16 protein-coding genes are annotated in these 18,233 nt (G+C 48.7%); 6 read left to right on the forward strand and 10 right to left on the reverse strand.

Features of this window, described 5'->3' with window-relative positions:
* Positions 1-157 precede the first annotated feature (157 nt).
* Genes rimO through OCV68_RS13015 form a run of 4 tightly spaced genes read left to right on the forward strand, consistent with a single transcriptional unit; the run spans position 158 to position 3,716 of the window.
* Positions 158-1,501, forward strand: a complete 1,344-nt coding sequence (gene rimO, locus OCV68_RS13000; protein ID WP_147621875.1) for a 30S ribosomal protein S12 methylthiotransferase RimO — start codon at positions 158-160, stop codon at positions 1,499-1,501.
* Entirely contained in the window at positions 1,485-2,060 is a 576-nt protein-coding gene (pgsA, locus tag OCV68_RS13005; protein ID WP_147621874.1) for a CDP-diacylglycerol--glycerol-3-phosphate 3-phosphatidyltransferase, read from the forward strand. Before rimO ends, pgsA begins: the two co-directional genes overlap by 17 nt.
* Positions 2,061-2,079: 19 nt before the next feature.
* Positions 2,080-3,039 (forward strand): DUF6709 family protein, encoded by a 960-nt coding sequence (locus OCV68_RS13010; RefSeq protein ID WP_262573281.1) that lies wholly within the window; start codon positions 2,080-2,082, stop codon positions 3,037-3,039.
* Entirely contained in the window at positions 3,036-3,716 is a 681-nt protein-coding gene (locus tag OCV68_RS13015) for a M48 family metallopeptidase (protein WP_022473845.1), read from the forward strand. The genes OCV68_RS13010 and OCV68_RS13015 overlap by 4 nt, the downstream gene beginning before the upstream one ends.
* Here the strand turns inward: OCV68_RS13015 and OCV68_RS13020 are convergent.
* From OCV68_RS13020 to OCV68_RS13050, 7 genes are all read right to left on the reverse strand, one after another.
* Complete coding sequence (locus OCV68_RS13020; protein WP_262573283.1) at positions 3,673-4,989, reverse strand: MATE family efflux transporter; 1,317 nt, start codon at positions 4,987-4,989, stop codon at positions 3,673-3,675. The two genes, OCV68_RS13015 and OCV68_RS13020, sit on opposite strands and share 44 nt — an antisense overlap.
* 119 nt (positions 4,990-5,108) lie before the next feature.
* Positions 5,109-5,645: a 2-oxoacid:acceptor oxidoreductase family protein gene (locus OCV68_RS13025; protein ID WP_022473843.1), complete on the reverse strand. Its 537-nt coding sequence runs from the start codon at positions 5,643-5,645 to the stop codon at positions 5,109-5,111.
* Between the two features lie 16 nt (positions 5,646-5,661).
* Positions 5,662-6,408, reverse strand: coding sequence for a thiamine pyrophosphate-dependent enzyme (locus tag OCV68_RS13030; protein WP_022473842.1), 747 nt, complete (start codon positions 6,406-6,408; stop codon positions 5,662-5,664).
* Positions 6,408-7,460 (reverse strand): 3-methyl-2-oxobutanoate dehydrogenase subunit VorB, encoded by a 1,053-nt coding sequence (locus OCV68_RS13035; RefSeq protein ID WP_262573321.1) that lies wholly within the window; start codon positions 7,458-7,460, stop codon positions 6,408-6,410. The genes OCV68_RS13030 and OCV68_RS13035 overlap by 1 nt, the downstream gene beginning before the upstream one ends.
* 38 nt (positions 7,461-7,498) lie before the next feature.
* On the reverse strand, positions 7,499-7,705 hold the full coding sequence (locus OCV68_RS13040) for a 4Fe-4S binding protein (protein WP_022473840.1): 207 nt from the start codon (positions 7,703-7,705) through the stop codon (positions 7,499-7,501).
* A gap of 40 nt (positions 7,706-7,745) precedes the next feature.
* Positions 7,746-8,411 (reverse strand): hypothetical protein, encoded by a 666-nt coding sequence (locus OCV68_RS13045; RefSeq protein ID WP_022473839.1) that lies wholly within the window; start codon positions 8,409-8,411, stop codon positions 7,746-7,748.
* Complete coding sequence (locus tag OCV68_RS13050; RefSeq protein ID WP_147621869.1) at positions 8,411-10,063, reverse strand: DAK2 domain-containing protein; 1,653 nt, start codon at positions 10,061-10,063, stop codon at positions 8,411-8,413. Before OCV68_RS13050 ends, OCV68_RS13045 begins: the two co-directional genes overlap by 1 nt.
* Before the next feature lie 315 nt (positions 10,064-10,378).
* Between OCV68_RS13050 and OCV68_RS13055 the strand changes: the two genes are divergently transcribed.
* Positions 10,379-10,681, forward strand: coding sequence for a metal-sensing transcriptional repressor (locus tag OCV68_RS13055; RefSeq protein ID WP_147621868.1), 303 nt, complete (start codon positions 10,379-10,381; stop codon positions 10,679-10,681).
* A 37-nt stretch (positions 10,682-10,718) separates the two neighbouring features.
* Positions 10,719-13,223, forward strand: coding sequence for a heavy metal translocating P-type ATPase (locus OCV68_RS13060; protein WP_262573287.1), 2,505 nt, complete (start codon positions 10,719-10,721; stop codon positions 13,221-13,223).
* A gap of 337 nt (positions 13,224-13,560) precedes the next feature.
* Here the strand turns inward: OCV68_RS13060 and OCV68_RS13065 are convergent, their stop codons facing one another.
* The 3 genes from OCV68_RS13065 to OCV68_RS13075 all read right to left on the reverse strand — a co-directional run bounded on the left by OCV68_RS13065 (position 13,561) and on the right by OCV68_RS13075 (position 18,027).
* The gene (locus OCV68_RS13065) at positions 13,561-14,085 is read right to left on the reverse strand and encodes an adenine phosphoribosyltransferase (protein WP_262573289.1); all 525 of its coding nucleotides are present in this window, start codon (positions 14,083-14,085) and stop codon (positions 13,561-13,563) included.
* Between the two features lie 39 nt (positions 14,086-14,124).
* Complete coding sequence (locus OCV68_RS13070) at positions 14,125-15,483, reverse strand: NCS2 family permease (RefSeq protein WP_262573292.1); 1,359 nt, start codon at positions 15,481-15,483, stop codon at positions 14,125-14,127.
* Positions 15,484-15,648: 165 nt separating this feature from the next.
* Positions 15,649-18,027, reverse strand: coding sequence for an ATP-dependent helicase (locus OCV68_RS13075; RefSeq protein ID WP_022474827.1), 2,379 nt, complete (start codon positions 18,025-18,027; stop codon positions 15,649-15,651).
* Positions 18,028-18,233: the final 206 nt, after the last annotated feature.

The following is an 18,233-nucleotide window of genomic DNA, read 5'->3' on the forward strand; positions in this document are numbered from 1 at the left end:
TCAGTAATCAGGATTGGTTTACACCTTTGATTTTAGTTGAAAAATAATTTTTACAATTCATAAAAATCCCCTTGAAAATAAGCCCTTGATGTAGTATAATTTAAAATGTATATGTGCGCATACAGATATATAATAAAATTAAAAGGATGAGTTATAAATGCCCATAAGAGTTGGAATGGTTTCTCTCGGATGTTCAAAAAATCAGGTTGACGCCGAAAGAATGTTATACAAGATAAATGAAAAGGGCTATGAGCTGGTTGGCGACGCTGCTCTGGCTGATGTGGCTATCATAAATACCTGCGGATTTATAGAGTCTGCAAAGCAGGAAGCTATTGAGACTATACTTGAATTTGCAGAGCTTAAAAAAGAGGGACGCATCAAGAAGATAATCATTACAGGGTGTCTTGCAGAGCGCTACAAGGACGAAGTTGCTTCCGAGATACCCGAGGCTGACGCTGTTGTTGGTATCGGCTGCAATGACAAGATATGCGACGTTATCGAAAAAGTACTGGAGGGCGACCATTTCACTGCCTTTGACAGCAAGCTTAATCTGGGCCTTACAGGCGGACGTATCCAGACAACATTGTCTTTCTACTCGTATCTTAAAATTGCCGACGGCTGCAGCAACTGCTGTTCTTTCTGCGCTATTCCCTCTATCAGAGGCAGAAACCGCAGCGTTCCCATGGAGCAGCTTTTTGCGGAGGCTACCGAGCTTGCTGTCAACGGCGTAAGAGAGCTTATTCTCATTGCTCAGGACTCCACACGCTACGGCGAGGATATTTACGGCAAGCCCTCACTTCCCGAGCTGCTTGAAAAGCTCTGCACCATTCCTCAGCTCAAGTGGATAAGAGTGCTGTACTGCTATCCCGAGCGCATTTCCGACGAGCTGCTGGACGTTATGGCACGAGAGGACAAGATCGTAAAGTACATAGATATGCCCATTCAGCACTGCGATGCAGATATACTGAAAAAGATGAACCGTCCCGGCGATGAGGAGACTCTCAGGGCGCTTATTAAGAAGATACGTGAAAAGGTTCCCGGAATTATCCTGAGAACTACCCTTATCACAGGCTTCCCCACAGAGACAGTCGAGCAGTTTGACCGCCTGGCTGATTTTGTCCGAGACATGGAATTTGACCGCCTGGGCTGCTTCCCATACTCCGCTGAGGAGGGTACTAAGGCTGCCAAGATGGACGGTCAGCTTGATGAAGAGACCAAGCAGCACCGTGCGGATATTATCATGGAGCAGCAAATGATGATAATGGGTGCGAAAAATCAGCTTCTCCGTGACACTGTTATCGAAACGCTGGTTGAGGGCTATGACCGTTACGGCGAGTGCTATTTCGGCAGAAGCGCTGCCGATGCTCCCGAGATCGATGGCAAGATATTCTTCAACTCCAAGAAGAGAAAGCTTGTTCCCGGAATGTTCGTTCACGTACATATCAATGAAGTTATGGACTACGACCTGATAGGAGATGTTGTTGATGAATCTGCCCAATAAGCTTACGGTAATGAGAGTTATCCTCGTTCCCTTTTTCATTTTCTTCCTGCTTTGCGACGTGCCTTTCGGCAGTCAGGCAAGCAGCATACTGGCGCTTGTTGTGTTCATAGCCGCATCTGTAACCGATGCGCTGGACGGACATATTGCCCGCAGCAGAAATCTTGTGACCAACTTCGGCAAGTTCCTTGACCCTCTGGCTGACAAGGTGCTGGTCATATCCGCACTTGTATGCTTTATTCAGATGGGGCTTGTGGGAGCGGTTCCCGTAATCATCATCATCGCAAGAGAGTTTATGGTATCGGGTCTCAGGCTTGTTACCGCAAACGAGGGCGTTGTTGTTGCCGCAGGTATCTGGGGCAAGCTCAAAACAGCATTTACAATGGTAGCAATAGTTATTATCCTGTTCTTTGCAGTGCTTTTCGGCAAGGACAGCACAGGCTATGCGGCATGGGTAAACATTACCGAGCAGGTGCTTATCTGGATATCCACTATTCTCACCGTAATATCCGGTGCGATCTATCTTAACGGCTACAAGGAATACATAAACACTGACAAATAATCAGTTACAAGGGGTTAATATGAAAAAGCGCAGAGAGAAAACAACAGAGGATTATGAAAAGGACAGTGCGGTATCAAGCGTGATAGCAGGAGTTATCATGATAATAATTGCGCTGTGGATACTGATTGTAAACATTACATGGGTGTCCTTTGCAATAGCGCTGCTTCTTATAGGTTTGGGTGCGTTCTTTATCCTAAGGAAAAGATCTGAAAAGCGCCTTGAGGAAGCACTTAAAGACGAAAACAGTCCTCAGAGCGTATCATACCGCAAGGGGCTTGAAAAGAAAATTCAGAGAGCGGCACAAAAGGCTCATGCTCACAAGGGCTTTAAGGGTGAGCTGTATTATCGGACTGTCAAGATAGCGGCTTTTGTGTTTGTTCTGACGCTGTTTTTCCTGTTTGTGATGCTGATGGAAAGCACGCTGATGTATGTTGTTCTCACGGCAGCGGCAGCCATAGGCGCATTGATTTTCTTCATATACTCCCTTACAGGCAAGGACTACAAAAGGGCGCTTGCCGCATTTAAAGCTGTGGGAGGCTCGGAAGAGGAAGCCGAAAGGGAGTTTGCCGAGGGTGCTGTTTTCAGAAGCACCGATATGGTCTGCGTTGGCAGAAACTATATTTTCGGCAGAATGGGACTTAAAACAACAGTCATTCCTATGAGCAGCGTTGTATGGATGTTCATGAATCAGAAGTTCCAGTACAACTATTACAACGGGGTATATACGGGAAAAACAAAGCAGTTTTTCATAAACTTCTGCACATCGGGCGGCAGGATATTTACATACAGCTGTTCCGAGGAGGGCGGTATCCTTATCATTGATGAGGTCCACCATAACGACACCAGAGTGCTTGCAGGCTGGAGCGATGATCTGTGGAAATTATATGCCAAGGATCCTGCCGGATTTCTTGAAGCTGCTGTGGGAGCGGTAATGCCCTCGCCCTATGAGCTTGCAGGCAAAAACGATACAAGGAAGTGAGAAATACGCCTGATTATAAAGTTATCCGCAGCAAGCGGCAGACCCTTTCAATAACCGTTGACAGGGAGGGCAATGTTATTGTCCGTGCCCCTCTTAGTCTCCCTGATGACAGGATAGAGAAGTTTGTAAGCGAAAAATCCGACTGGATAGAAAAATACTCCCGCACAGCTCGTGCAAGAGTGGGGGAGCGCAGCGCAAGGCTCTCAAAGCCGCCCATGGAGCTGCCGCTTTTTGGCGGTATGTGTCCTGTGGATAATGTACAGCCCTACGGCTACACAGGCGGAAAATTCCATCTTCCCGAGGGTGTGGCTCTTGAAGAGCTGCTGCCATATCTGCGCAGGCTCTACAGCACCATTGCCAAGGGCACGCTTATTGCACGCACACGTCTCACTGCCGACCGAATGGGCATCGAGATAGCCGATGTAAAGGTAAATTCCGCTAAAACAAGATGGGGCAGCTGTTCAGCTCAGAAGGTGATAAACCTTTCATGGAAGCTGGTAGCTGCCGACATCAGTCTTATAGATTATGTTATAGTTCACGAGCTTTGCCACACCCGTCAGATGAACCACTCCGAGGCGTTCTGGGAGAACGTGAGAATGGTCATTCCCGACTACAAGGAGCGGCGTGAGGCTCTCAAGGACGTTCAGAAGGTGCTTTCCGAGTTCGGTCTGGATTGATGCAAAGGCTCACTATGGAGACGATGAACTCGCTTGCCGCAAAGGAGAGCCACAGTCCGTCAACTCCCCACAGTGCCGACATTGCCAGAGCGGCGGGAATTATCACCGCAAAGCCTCTCAATATGGATATAAGGTTTGCGGGAGCGGATATTCCCACAGCTGAAAGATACGCTGCTTTTATAACGTTGAAGCCTGCAAAAAAGCAGCCGATAAAATAAAGTCTCAGACCCTGTATTGCAATTTCCTGCAATGCGGGGTCTTTTTCGCTGTTGAAAATGCCTGCAATGGGGTCAGCAAAAAAGAAAATGCAGATATATACTATAACCGACACCACAGCGCCCGAGATAAGCGCCAGCCTGAGATAGCTGTGTGAAGCTGCGCTGTCGCCCTCGCCCGATGATTTGCTAGCCAGCGGCTGCATTCCCTGAGCAATGCCGTTGTATATGGACACTACCACGATAAATATATTTGCTGCGATGCCATAGGCTGCCACGCCCACATTTCCAGCCAGCGACATTATTATCATATTGAACACAATAATAACTATGCCCGAGGACAGCTCCGTAACAAGAGCGGGAACGCCTGTTGCGGCTATTCGGGAGATGAGCTTCATATCGGGGGCAGTTTTTGTAAGGTGGAATGTGTTGCGCTTTTTTAGGTAAAAGCCTGACATTACTCCAAGGCTGATAAGGGGTGCAAAGCAGGTTGCCAGGACTGCGCCGAACATTCCCATTTTAAACGGAAAGATAAAGATGTAATCCAGCACGATGTTTGAAAAGCTTCCTGCAAGCATTCCTGCCATTGAGCGATGAGGGGCATTGTCGTTTCTGAGAAAGCATATGGAAATGTTATTGAGCAGGAAAAATGGGGAGAATATGAGCAGCGTTCTGAGATAGACACGGCACATTTCATAGGTATCGCCCTCTGCGCCCAGCAGTCTTGATATACTGCCTGAGAAAAATATGCCACATATCTCGAATATGAGCGTGAAGAATGCTGCGATGAAAAGGGCGTTTGTGAACACCTTGTCCGCCTTTTCATCCCCACGGCTGCGCATTATGGAGTAGCAAGTGGCGGCTCCCATGCCTGTCATCATGCCCATTCCCGTGATGGCACTGTAGATCGGAATAGCAAGGTTAAGGGCGGCAAGTCCGTTTGTGCCAAGTCCCTGCGCCACGAAAAATGTGTCCGCAAGGATATAGCAGGAAAGCCCTATCATTCCTATAACGCTGAGAGAGGCGTATTTTGCAAATGATCTTGTCTGATTATTCATCGCGTTTCTTCATACTCCTTTTTTATTATATAAAAAAGCGCCGTAACCTGTGTCTTCAATGGCCTTATGACACAGGCTGCGGCGCATGACCTACCCGGCGGCAGGAATCAAGTCCATATTTATTCGCTGTAGTTGTAGCCTATCTGGATAGCCTTCAGGTTATTTTCGATAAGCTGAGCCTTTTTCGGGGGAACTATCTTTCTTATAGCAGCCTCAATATCGTCCATGGAGATAACTCCCGACTCCTTGATGAGCTTGCCGATAAGAATGATGTTTGCTCCGCCTTTAAGCTCGTTTTCGTCTGCAAGTCTTGTAGCGGGAACTCTGAATTCGTGGATATCGCTGCGGACATTTGCCGAGTCAACCAGAGTGCTGTCAACAAATGCGTATCCGCCTGCCTTTACCGCACCGATGAACTTGGTGTAGGAAGGCTCGTTCATTGCGATAAGAAGATCGGGTTCGTTTACAACGGGAGAGCCGATAGGCTCGTCGGAGAGACATACGGAGCAGTTGCAGGTTCCGCCTCTCATTTCGGGGCCGTAGCAGGGAAGCCATGAAACCTCTCTGTCGGCGAGCATTCCGCAGTATGCAAGGACTTTTCCCGCAAACAGGATACCCTGTCCGCCAAAGCCCGCAAGCTGAATTTCACTGGTCATATTATCTGCTCCTTTCTCACTTGTTTTCAGCGGTGATATCCTTGTAAACACCGAGAGGATAGTAGGGTATCATTTCCGTTCTTACTCTTTCCATTGCCTCCAAAGGAGTCATGCCCCAGTTGGTGGGACAGGTGGAAAGCACCTCGATGATGGAGAAGCCCTGCTTGTTCTTCTGCACCTCAAAGCCCTTGCGGATCGCCTTTTTGGCTGCATTGATGTGAGCGGGGGAGTCAACGGAAACTCTTTCCGCATAGGCTGTGCCTGTGAGCTGAGAAAGCATTTCGCATACCATTACGGGGTATCCTGCAACCTTGGGGTCTCTGCCGAAAGGAGTGGTCTGTGTTACCTGACCGGGAAGCGTGGTGGGAGCCATCTGACCGCCTGTCATGCCGTAAATGGTGTTGTTGATAAAGATTATGGTGATGTTTTCGCCTCTGGTAGCTGCGTGAACTGTTTCGCAGGTTCCGATAGCGGCAAGGTCGCCGTCACCCTGATATGTGAATACGAACTTGTCGGGTCTTGAACGCTTTACGCCTGTTGCAACTGCGGGAGCACGTCCGTGAGCTGCTTCGATCATATCGCAGGCAAAATAATCGTAGGAAACAACGGAACATCCTACGGGGCAGATTCCGATAGTGTCGCCCTCAATGCCCATTTCATCTATTACCTCGGCAACCAGTCTGTGAACGATACCGTGGGTACAGCCGGGGCAGAAGTGCATACTGATATCCTCAAGAGCGTGAGGCTTCTGATATATAGCCATTATTTCAGTTCCTCCTTAGCGATAAGCTTTATCTGAGCAAGGATCTCGGCGGGAGTGTGGATAACTCCGCCTGTTCTTCCGAAGAAGCGGACGGGTCTGCGGCAGCTTGTGGCAAGTCTTACGTCATCGACCATCTGACCCATCGAAAGCTCAACAACAAGGTAAGCCTTGGCGGTCTCAACAGTGTCGGCATAAGCCTTTTCGGGGAAGGGCCAAAGGGTGATAGGTCTTATCATGCCTGCCTTGATGCCCTCTGCTCTTGCGGCATTGACAGCGGAGCGGACGATTCTTGCGGAAGCGCCGTAGCCTGTTACGATAATGTCAGCGTCCTCGGTGAGATAGTTTTCAACCTCGGGAAGCTCCTGCTTTTCGATATCGTACTTCTTGAAACGCTGTCTGTTGGACTCTTCAAGCTCTTCGGGCTTGAGGTAAAGGGAATTGATGATGTTGTGATGCCTCTTGTTGCCGTGGCCTACGCAAGCCCAGTCCTTTGCTGGCTCATTGTCGGTGATGTCGGGGAACTCAACGGGTTCCATCATCTGACCGAGAAGACCATCGGAAAGGATCATTACGGGGGTGCGGAACTTATCGGCCATATCGAAAGCCTTTACGGCATATGTAGCCATTTCCTGAACGGAGCAGGGAGCATATACGGGAATGAAGAAGTCGCCGTGGCCGCCTGCCTTGGTTGCAAGATAATAGTCGGACTGTGCGGGCTGGATACCGCCGAGACCGGGGCCGCCTCTCTGAACGTTTACGATGACGCAGGGAAGGTCGCAGCCTGCGGCATAGGAGATACCCTCTGATTTAAGGGAGATTCCGGGGGAAGATGAAGAGGTCATAGCACGCACGCCTGTTGCGGCTGCGCCATAGACCATATTTATAGCAGCGATCTCGCTCTCTGCCTGTAAGAACACGCCGCCGCACTTGGGCATACGCTTTGACATATAAGCAGCGATCTCAGTCTGAGGGGTGATAGGGTAGCCGAAGTAGCATTTGCAGCCTGCACGGACGGCAGCCTCTGCAAGGGCTTCGTTGCCCTTCATAAGCATTCTTTCATTTGCCAATGTGGTTCAGTCCTTTCCGAAAATTATCTCTCGACTGTTATAGCGCAGTCGGGGCACATGGTATAGCACATTGCGCAGCCTGTACACTTGGTCTGGTCAGTGCATTCTGCGGGGCAGTAGCCCTTGGGTGTTCTTATATCCTTGCGTATCGTGATGATTTTCTTGGGACAGACGGATACGCACAGGGAACAGCCCTTGCATCTGTCAGTATTGACGGTCATTTTCGCCATAGATATTGACTTCCTTTCATATGATTTTGCGGAGACTTTGTCAGTTCCACACGTTTTTGATGTAAATTTCCACAGGGAAAATGTCGGCGGTGCTTTCGGCGCTCACTGTTCTGTTTTCAAGAACGGGAACGGTGTGGCAGAAGATGGGAAGCTCTGCCTGTTTTGATATCATTTCAGCCTGCTTTATTCCCGCAGCGATAACATCACTGTCAGTCTCAAAACCAAGGTTTGAGTTGTTGACCATGGCGGTCGCTTTAAGACCGCAGGCAGCTTCTATCTCACGGAGTATCTCCTCAGCTTCTTCGGGAGTGCGGGTAAGGTATCGGCAGAAATTCACCACGTAGAGAATTTCCGTTTCCTCCTTATTAGCTTCCAGAAAGCTCCTGAACTTGCCTAAAGGATATGTGCCTGCGTCATCGCCGCCCATATCTATAACAAGCTTTCTGCCTTCTGCGTAAATTGCGGGAATATCAAAATTGAGTATGGGAACGTCAAGGTTCGTTCCCGCATACATTGGTGCGCAGAGCTTTACGCCCTTCCGGGCAAAAAGCTCGCCCAGGTCGGCAGTGCGGTAATATGGATTTACAGTATCCATATCCACCACAGTGACCTGCTCGCCCTGTTCTGCGCATTTTATTGCATAGTTTGCGGCAAATGTGGATTTGCCGCTGCCGTAGTGTCCCGTAATAACGGTGATCTTTTTCATCACTCTGACTCCACTGAGATAATGTAGTAATATACGGGCTGACCGCCCTTTACAAAGTTTATGTCAAGGCTGCTGAGCTTGCTCTTCATGATATTTTCAAGCTCGCTTGCCTTATCGTCGGAAACGTCCGAGCCGTAAAGCACGGTAACATATCCTGCGCTGCCCTTAAGGTTCTTCACAAGCTTTCTTGTGAGCTTGTAAGCGGCTCTGGTAACATCACGGTCGATAAATGAGAGCCTGCCGTTTTCAAGGGCAAGGATATCGCCTGACTTTATCTCGTGACCGCTGAAGCTTGAATCACGGGCTGCAAAGGTTATAAGACCCGACTGCACCTTTTCCGCTGCCAGAGACATATTCATTCTGTTGGTATCGAAATCGGAATCGGGGTCAAAGCTCATCATTGCAGACATTCCCTGGGGAACAGATGTGGTCCTGAGGACGCACATTGTCTTTTCGGAGAGCTTCATAGCCTGCTCCGCTGCCATGATGATGTTTTTGTTGTTGGGGAGAATGAACACGATCTCGGCGGGAACGGAATATACCGCACGGAGGATATCGTCCGCAGAGGGGTTCATGGTCTGTCCTCCCTTGACGATGCAGTCCGCACCAAGGTCGGTGAACATGGACTCAACGCCGCTTCCGTTTGCCACGGCAACAAAGCCGAAACGCTTTTCGGGCTTTGCGGGAACGGGCTTTTCATTGAGCTTTTTCTTTGCGGCAGCCTTCTTTTCACGCTGGAGACGCATATTGTCTATCTTCATATTGCAGAGAGCGCCGTAGGTAAGACCTCTCTCTATAGCCTGACCGGGGTGGTCGGTGTGAACGTGTACCTTTATGATGTCCTCATCATCGACTACAACAACGCAGTCGCCGATGGATTCCAGATATTTTCTCAGGTCCGCAGGCTTTTTCTTGAAATCGGTGACGTTTACAATAAACTCGGTACAGTAGCCGAAGGTTATCTCCTGTGTCTCATCGTCCTGAACGGTGAAGGACATCTTGCTGTCGGAGATTATCTTGGGCTGGTTTACAACGGTTCTTGGCTCGCCCTTAAAGGCACGGAACATCTCCTCAAAGATGATAACGAGACCCTTTCCGCCTGCGTCAACAACGCCGGCTTTTTTAAGTATTGGGAGCTGCTCGGGAGTTTTATCCAGAGCATCCCTTGCGGCAGCACACACGTCCGACCACTGTACCAGAGGGTCGTTTGTGATAAAGGAGGATTCCCTTGCCTTTTCTGCGCTGACTCTTGCAACGGTGAGGATAGTGCCCTCTGCGGGCTTCATAACAGCCTTGTAAGCTGCGTCAACGCCTATTTCAAGGGCGTTTGCCATATCATCGCAGTCAGCTTCTTTTTTATCCGCAAGACCCTTTGAGAAGCCTCTGAAAAGCAGAGAGGTGATAACGCCCGAGTTTCCTCTTGCGCCTCTAAGCATTGCGGAAGCGGCAACGGAAGCCACCTCAGAAACAGCAGCCCCATCGTCCAGGTTCTGGAGAGCGTTCATGGCATTTGTAAGTGTAAGAGACATATTTGTTCCTGTGTCTCCGTCGGGAACGGGATATACGTTAAGCTCGTCCACCTGTTTTTTCATATCGGAAAGAGTAAGGGCAGCTGAAATAAGTGCGTCTTTTAGCATTTTGCCGCTTATCAACGAAATCATCCTCCATATTTTAAAGTAATGTCTGTGCAAAATCCAATTAAAATTTATTATATCACAAATATATATAAATTTCCACAGCAAATAATGAATAATAATACACCGCCAAGGAAACATTTACTAATTTTACTTAAAATGGCAGTTAAAAACAGTGCAGTGAGACTATATTGTATCATATGTTCATTTAAAATAATAATTTTGTTTGAGATATACTCTTGAAAAAATACCCCATGGGGGTATATACTATTCCTGTAAGTGTGAGGTAACAAAAACGGAACGTTGAACAGCACACCATTACGAGGTGATAATATGAGTGAAGAAAAATGCTGCTGTCATAAGACAAAGGAGCGCTCAGATGATGAATACAAGAGACTTATAAACCGCCTTAACCGTATCGAGGGGCAGATAAGAGGCATAAAGGGCATGGTGGAGCGCAACGCTTACTGTGTTGATATACTGGTGCAGTCTGCTGCGGTGAGCGCCGCTGTCAACTCATTTAATAAGGAGCTTCTGGCGGAGCATATCCGCACCTGTGTGGCGCAGGATATACGTGACGGCAAGGACGAGGTAATAGACGAGCTTGTCTGTACCCTGCAAAAGCTGATGAAATAAGTCGGTATGGGAAATCTATCTGAAAGAAAGGAAAAGTATGGAACAGTACAATGTTACGGGTATGAGCTGTGCGGCGTGCAGCACCCGTGTGGAAAAGGCTGTATCGGCAGTTGAGGGCGTTACCTCCTGCTCGGTGAGCCTGCTTACAAATTCAATGGGAGTTGAGGGCAGCGCTTCTCCCGAAAGGATAATCGCTGCGGTGGAGGCGGCAGGCTACGGCGCTTCCGTAAAGGGTGCGGAAAAAAGCAGCGCCCCCTCCGATGACGCTCTGGCGGACAAGGCTACCCCCGTGCTGAAAAAGCGCCTTATAGTATCACTGGTTTTTCTTGTGATACTTATGTATTTCTCCATGGGTCATATGATGTGGGGCTGGCCTCTTCCTGCGGTGATAGAGGATAACCACGTTGCCATGGGTCTTATCCAGATGCTGCTCACCATTATTATAATGGTCATCAACCAGAAATTCTTTATAAGCGGCTTCAAGGGCCTTATCCACCGTGCGCCCAATATGGATACTCTGGTGGCTCTGGGTTCATCGGCTGCATTTATCTACAGCACATATGCGCTGTTTGCCATGACAGATGCGGTGATGAGAGGCAACCATGAGGCTGTGATGAAGTACATGGACGAGTTCTATTTTGAATCGGCTGCCATGATACTTACCCTTATCACTCTCGGAAAAATGCTTGAAGCCCGTTCAAAGGGCAAGACCACCGATGCACTGAAAAGCCTGATGAAGCTTGCTCCCAAGACTGCTACTCTTGAGCGTGACGGCAAGGAAGTTACCGTTCCCGCAGAACAGATAGTCATCGGCGATATTTTCCTTGTGCGCCCCGGCGAGAGCATTCCTGCGGACGGCGTTGTTATTGAGGGAAGAAGTGCTGTGAACGAGTCTGCGCTCACAGGCGAGAGCGTTCCTGCGGATAAGGAAGTTGGCGACAGCGTATCTGCCGCAACAGTAAACCAGTCGGGCTTTATCAAGTGTCGTGCCGTAAAGGTCGGCGAGGACACTGCCCTTTCACAGATAATCAAAATGGTAAGCGATGCCGCTGCCACAAAAGCGCCTATCGCAAAGGCTGCGGACAAGGTCTCGGGAATTTTCGTTCCTGTGGTTATTTCCATTGCAGTAGTAACTACTCTGGTCTGGCTGCTGGCGGGTCAGACAGTAGGCTTTGCACTGGCAAGGGGTATTTCCGTGCTGGTGATCAGCTGCCCCTGTGCGCTGGGTCTGGCAACTCCCGTTGCTATCATGGTGGGCAGTGGAATGGGCGCAAAGAACGGCATACTTTTCAAGACTGCCGCTTCTCTGGAGCAGACAGGAAAGGTAACTGTTTGTGCCCTTGATAAAACAGGTACTATCACCATGGGCGAGCCTAAGGTAACGGATATTATCCCCGCCGAGGGCTATGACGAATCATCTCTCTTAAAGCTTGCCTGCACCCTTGAAAAGAACAGCGAGCACCCTCTGGCAAAGGCGGTCATCGACCTTGGCACAGAGAGAAATATCATTCCCGACAGCACCGAGAACTTCACAGCCCTTGCAGGCAACGGACTTTCCGCAGTATCGGGCGGAAAAAAGCTTCTGGGTGGAAGCGTGAAGTTCATAAGCTCTCAGGCGGATATTTCCGAGGAAATGAAGAAAAAGTCCGAAGCTCTTGCGGAGGAGGGCAAAACTCCCCTTATGTTCACCTGTGACGGTGCTTTTGCAGGCGTTATAGCCGTGGCGGACGTTATCAAGGAGGACAGCCCTCAGGCGGTAAGGGAGCTTAAAAATATGGGCGTCCGTGTGGTAATGCTCACGGGCGACAATGAAAAGACCGCTGCCGCTATCGGCAGACAGGCAGGTGTTGACGAGGTAATCGCAGGCGTGCTTCCCGACGGCAAGGAAAGCGTTATCAGAAAGCTGATGAACGAGGGCAAGGTGGCTATGGTTGGCGACGGAATAAACGACGCTCCCGCTCTTACCCGTGCGGATATCGGCATTGCCATAGGCGCAGGTACGGACGTGGCCATAGATGCGGCAGATGTGGTGCTGATGAAGAGCCGCCTGAGCGACGTTCCCGCTGCGATTCGCCTCAGCCGTGCGGCACTGAGGAACATTCACCAGAACCTGTTCTGGGCGTTCTTCTACAATGCAATAGGCATACCTCTTGCGGCAGGTGTGTGGATACCTTTGTTCCACTGGCAGCTGAACCCCATGTTTGCGGCTGCGGCAATGAGCCTTTCCAGCTTCTGCGTTGTAACAAATGCTCTCAGACTGAACTTTTTCGACATTCACAATGCCGATAAGGATAAAAAAATCAAGCAATCAAAGAAAAAGGAGAAAAATACTATGACTAAGACTATCAAGATCGAAGGCATGATGTGCGGCCATTGTGAGGCTGCTGTTAAGAAGGCACTGGAGGCTATTGACGGCGTTACCGTTAACGAGGTCAGCCACGAAAAGGGCATTGCAGCTGTTTCACTCAGCAAGGACGTTCCCGATGATGTTCTTAAAAAGGCAGTCGAGGATAAGGATTACACTGTAAAGGGCATTGAATAATTCTTTTGCGGGATAATAATACTAATCACCAATAAAACTATAGACAAAAAATCGTCGCATAATCCATATATGCAAGATCATGCTCGATTTTTTGTATAGTTTTTAATTGGTGCTTAGTATTACATCAAAAAGAGCTGCCACAGCTTAATACTAATCCTCAATCAACCTATAGACAAATCCTCGGCTGAAATAAGCCCATTCTTCGTCAAGCTCCCTTGCCGGGCGACAAGCCCGCCTGCAGTCGCTTTCCTAGACTGGTCTTATTTCATCTGTCGGCTTTGTCTATAGAACGATTAAAGATTAGTATAATACTGTGACAGCTCCGATTTTTATAAACTCATTCTCCCTCGTAGGTAACTATCGAGCGGACATCGTAATTTTTCAGCTTTTCCCTGCCTTTAAGGTCGGTAAGCTCAATAAGACACACGATCCTTACCACCTCTCCGCCCAGCTGCTCAACAAGCTTTGCTGCCGCTTCAAGAGTTCCTCCTGTGGCGATAAGGTCGTCTATTATCACGACCTTGTCACCCTTTTTCAGGGAATCGGTGTGTATCTCGATCTCTGCCTTGCCGTACTCAAGGTCATATTCCGCAGAGACTGTGGCTCTGGGGAGTTTGCCCTTTTTGCGGACGGGGACAAAGCTCTTTTTACGTGCGTAAGCTATGGGCGCACCGAACAGAAAGCCTCTGGCTTCAAGTCCCAGCACAGCATCAAACTCAATGTCATCAAGCTGACCGAGCATTTCATCAACTGCCGCCGAAAAGCCCTTGCCGCTCTGCAGCAGAGATGTAACATCACGGAAAATTATGCCCTTTTGAGGAAAATCGGGAATATTTGTTATATAATCTTTAAGCTCTTTCAAGTAAGACCCTCCCATACATCAGTATAGTGCCGTGTTTTATCAAAGAAATACATATTTCAGCACGAACATCACCGCAAGCACGTACATAAGCGGATTTATCTGCTTTGCCTTGCCGCATACGAGGTTTATTACAACGTAGGAAATGATACCGATGGCGATACCCTCAGAAATGCTGTAGAAAAGGGGCATTGCAAGTATGCAAAGATATGCGGGGATAGCAGAGGTGTAGTTTGTCTCATCTACTTTAAGTTCGGCGATGGTGGAGAACATAAGGAAGCCTACGATTATCAGCGCAGGAGCTGTGGCAAATGAGGGAATGGCGATAAAGATGGGCGCCAGGAACATTGACAGCAGGAACAGCACCGCTGTTGTCAGAGCTGTAAGGCCTGTTCTTCCTCCTGCCGCAACGCCTGCCGAGGATTCAACAAAGGTTGTGGTGGTAGATGTTCCCAGTACCGCACCTGCCGATGTTGCAACTGCATCTGCCATAAGTGCGGGCTTGATGGCAGGCAGTCTGCCGTCCTTATCAAGCATATTTGCCTTTGTGCTTACTCCGATGATTGTGCCCAGAGTATCGAAAAGGTCAACAAAAAGGAACGAGAAAATAACGGCAATGAAATTGAATATTCCCACTGAACCGAGGTCGGCATTGAAGCACTGACCGAAGGTCTCGCCCAGCTTGGAAAAATCGGTCATTGCAAATGTGGGGAACAGCGAGAAATAGCTTTCGCCGTCAGGAACGTATATACCTGTCAGCTGGCATATTATGCCCAGTATCCATGTGCCGAACACGCCGATGAGTATTGAACCCTTTACCTTTTTGATATAAAGGACAGCTGTTATCATCAGTCCGATGATTGCAAGCAGTGCGCAGATGCCCGAGGTCGGGAAGTTCTCACGGAAATCAACCAGCGATACAAGCGTTGCCGAATCAACTGCAAGTCCTGCATTCTGAAGTCCGATAAATGCGATAAACAGACCTATTCCCACCGATACGGCACGTTTCAGCTCCAAGGGGATACAGTTGAAGATGCTTTCACGAACCTTTGTCAGCGAGAGAACGATAAAAATTATTCCCTCTATAAATACCGCCAGCAGTGCGGTCTGCCAGGAATAGCCCATAATGCCGCATACGGTGTAAGCGAAGTACGCATTCAGTCCCATTCCTGCCGAAAGCGCAAACGGCAGATTTGCCGCAAACGCCATAATGAGCGTTCCGAAGAATGATGCCAGGCAGGTGGCAAGAAGCACCGCCGTGCTGTCCATGCCCGCTGCGGAGAGAATGTTCGGATTGACCGCAAGTATATATGCCATTGTAACGAAAGTCGTAATGCCTGCCGCAATTTCTGTCTTGACTGTGGTGTTGTTTTGCTTTAGTTTGAATAGCTTTTCAAACATTGACCTCACTCCTTGATATTTGCGGCAGATCCCCATGACATCTGCCGCATTATTCTGATTTTATCATAGCATGGTTTGCCTTAAAAGTCAAGGAATTTGCGGTATAGAACGAAAAGAGGGCTGCCGCAGTGTTAAACCGCAGCAGCCCTCTTTTGTTATATTCGCTTATGATATCTTTACTATCTTAGCAAAGTTTGCCATGATCTTCTTGGTTCCGACTGAATCAAATGCAATTTCAAGCATATGGTCGTTGCCCATGGGCTTGGAGGAGATAACGGTTCCCTCGCCGAAAACGTTGTGCTTTACTCTCTCGCCTGCGGTGTAGTCAACGGCGGCTGCCTTCTTGGCGGACTCCATTTTCTTGTTTGCCAGCTGGCTCTGGAGAGTGTATGTGTAAACGGGAGCGGTGATGATGTCATCGTCCTTTTTCTTTGTGGTCTTTACGGTTCCGTCAACTCTGTCGATGCAGTCCTTGTCTATCTCCTTGATGAACTTGGACTGGAAGTTGCGCTGGGTGGAACCGAACAGCATTCTCTGCTGAGCGTGGGTGATGTACAGCTTTTCCTTTGCACGGGTGATGCCCACGTATGCCAGTCTGCGCTCTTCTTCAAGCTCCTCGGGATTGTCCATGGTGCGGATAGGAGGGAATATGCCGTCCTCCATGCCTACGATGAACACTATGGGGAACTCCAGTCCCTTTGCGGAGTGCATGGTCATAAGGCAAACTGCGTCATCATCTGCGGAAAGCTTGTCGATATCGGTGTAGAGGGAAATTTCCTCCAGGAATCCGGAAAGTGTAGCCTCTTCGCCTGCTTCGGACTTTGCCTGCATATATGTGGCAATGTTGGATTTAAGTTCCTCGATGTTTTCGAGACGGGTGAGACCCTCATCGCCCTGACCTTTGAGCATGGTAGCATAGCCTGTTTTCTCGATAACTGCGTCAAACAGCTTGTCAAGAGGGAGCTTGTCGGCAGCTTCTTTCAGGTGGGTGAATATCTCGGAAGCCTTTACAAGGGAAGCGGACTTTTTGCTCAGGGGAGCATAGCTCTCGGAGTTCTTCATTACATCAATGGGTGACAGCTTCAGGTCAATGGAGATCTGCTCTATCATTGAAAGCGTGCTGTCGCCGATGCCTCTCTTCGGCTCGTTTACTATTCTCTTGAAGCGGAGCATATCATCGGGGTTGTTGATAACGGAGAGATATGCAACGATATCCTTTATTTCCTTGCGGTCATAGAACCTCATACCGCCGATAACACGGTAGGGGATAGACTGTGCGGAAAATGCTTTTTCAAGTGAGTTTGACTGTGCGTTCATTCTGTAGAGAACCGCAAAGTCGCTGTATTTTCTGCCGTCCTTTACGCCGTTCATTATAGTAGTTGCAACGAACTTGGACTCGGCAGCCTCGTCGGAAGCCTTGTAAACTGTTATCTTTTCGCCCTCGCCCAGATCTGTCCACAGGGACTTGGGCTTTCTGCTCATATTGTTTGCGATAACGGAGTTTGCGGCGTTAAGTATATTCTGGGTGGAACGGTAGTTCTGCTCCAGTCTGATAACGTGGCAGCCCTCGAACTGCTGCTCAAATGACAGGATATTTTCGATTGTAGCGCCTCTGAAACGGTAGATGGACTGGTCATCATCACCTACAACGCAGAGGTTTCCGCTCTTCTCCGAAAGCAGGGAAACAAGGCGGTACTGAGCGGTGTTGGTGTCCTGATACTCATCGACCATGATGTACTTGTACAGATTTCTGTAATGATCCAGCACATCTGGCTGAGACTCGAACAGCTGAACGGTCAGCATGATGATATCGTCAAAATCAAGGGCATTTGCCTCTTTAAGACGGGTCTGATATTCCTTGTATATCTTTGCGAGAGTGACCTTTCTGTAGTCTCCGGCGGACTCTTCTTCAAAAGCGGCGGGAGTGATGAGCTTATCCTTTGCGGAGGATATTGCCGCAGCCACTGCCTTTGGAGGAAATGCCTTATCGGAAATGTCAAGAGCTTCCATGCAGGTCTTGATAAGTCTCTGGCTGTCATCGCTGTCGTAGATTGTGAAGCCCGAAGCATAGCCCAGCTTGTCGATCTCTCTTCTGAGTATGCGCACGCAGGCAGAGTGGAATGTGGAGGCGTTTACCTGACCGCCCTGTTCCTCGCCCAGCATCTTTGCAAGTCTTTCTTTAAGCTCACCCGCAGCCTTGTTTGTAAAGGTGATTGCAAGTATGTTCCATGGCTTTACGGGGTCGGAAGCAACTATCTCGGCAAGTCTTGAAACGGTTGCCTCGTCCCTTTCGCCGTTATAATTATTCAAAAACGCAATGTCGTCATCGGAAAGAGCCGCATATGCTTCCTCGTCCTGATAAGCGTTTCCGAACAGGACCATGTTTGCGATACGGTTGACAAGAACGGTAGTCTTTCCGCTTCCTGCGCCTGCAAGGATAAGTACGGGGCCTTTGATGGCGAAAACAGCTTCCCTCTGCTTATCGTTCATTTTTTCAAAATACTTTTCCAGTGCGGCTTTCTTTGCCTTAATGAAATCATCCATTATATTCATGCTCTCCTATATAAATGATAAATGCGGTTTGATATACGCCGTTACTATCTCTTTCGGCGCTGCTTTGACTATTATACCACATTTTGTTTTTCATAGGAATAGGTAAAATTCAGATTTAACATTTTTATAATAATTATTTTTGCCACGTTTTCGGACGACAATGGATAAACGGCTATGTATGGGGAAAAATAGCTGTT

This window comes from Huintestinicola butyrica (assembly GCF_025567215.1).
Classification (GTDB): Bacteria; Bacillota; Clostridia; order Oscillospirales; family Ruminococcaceae; genus Huintestinicola; species Huintestinicola butyrica.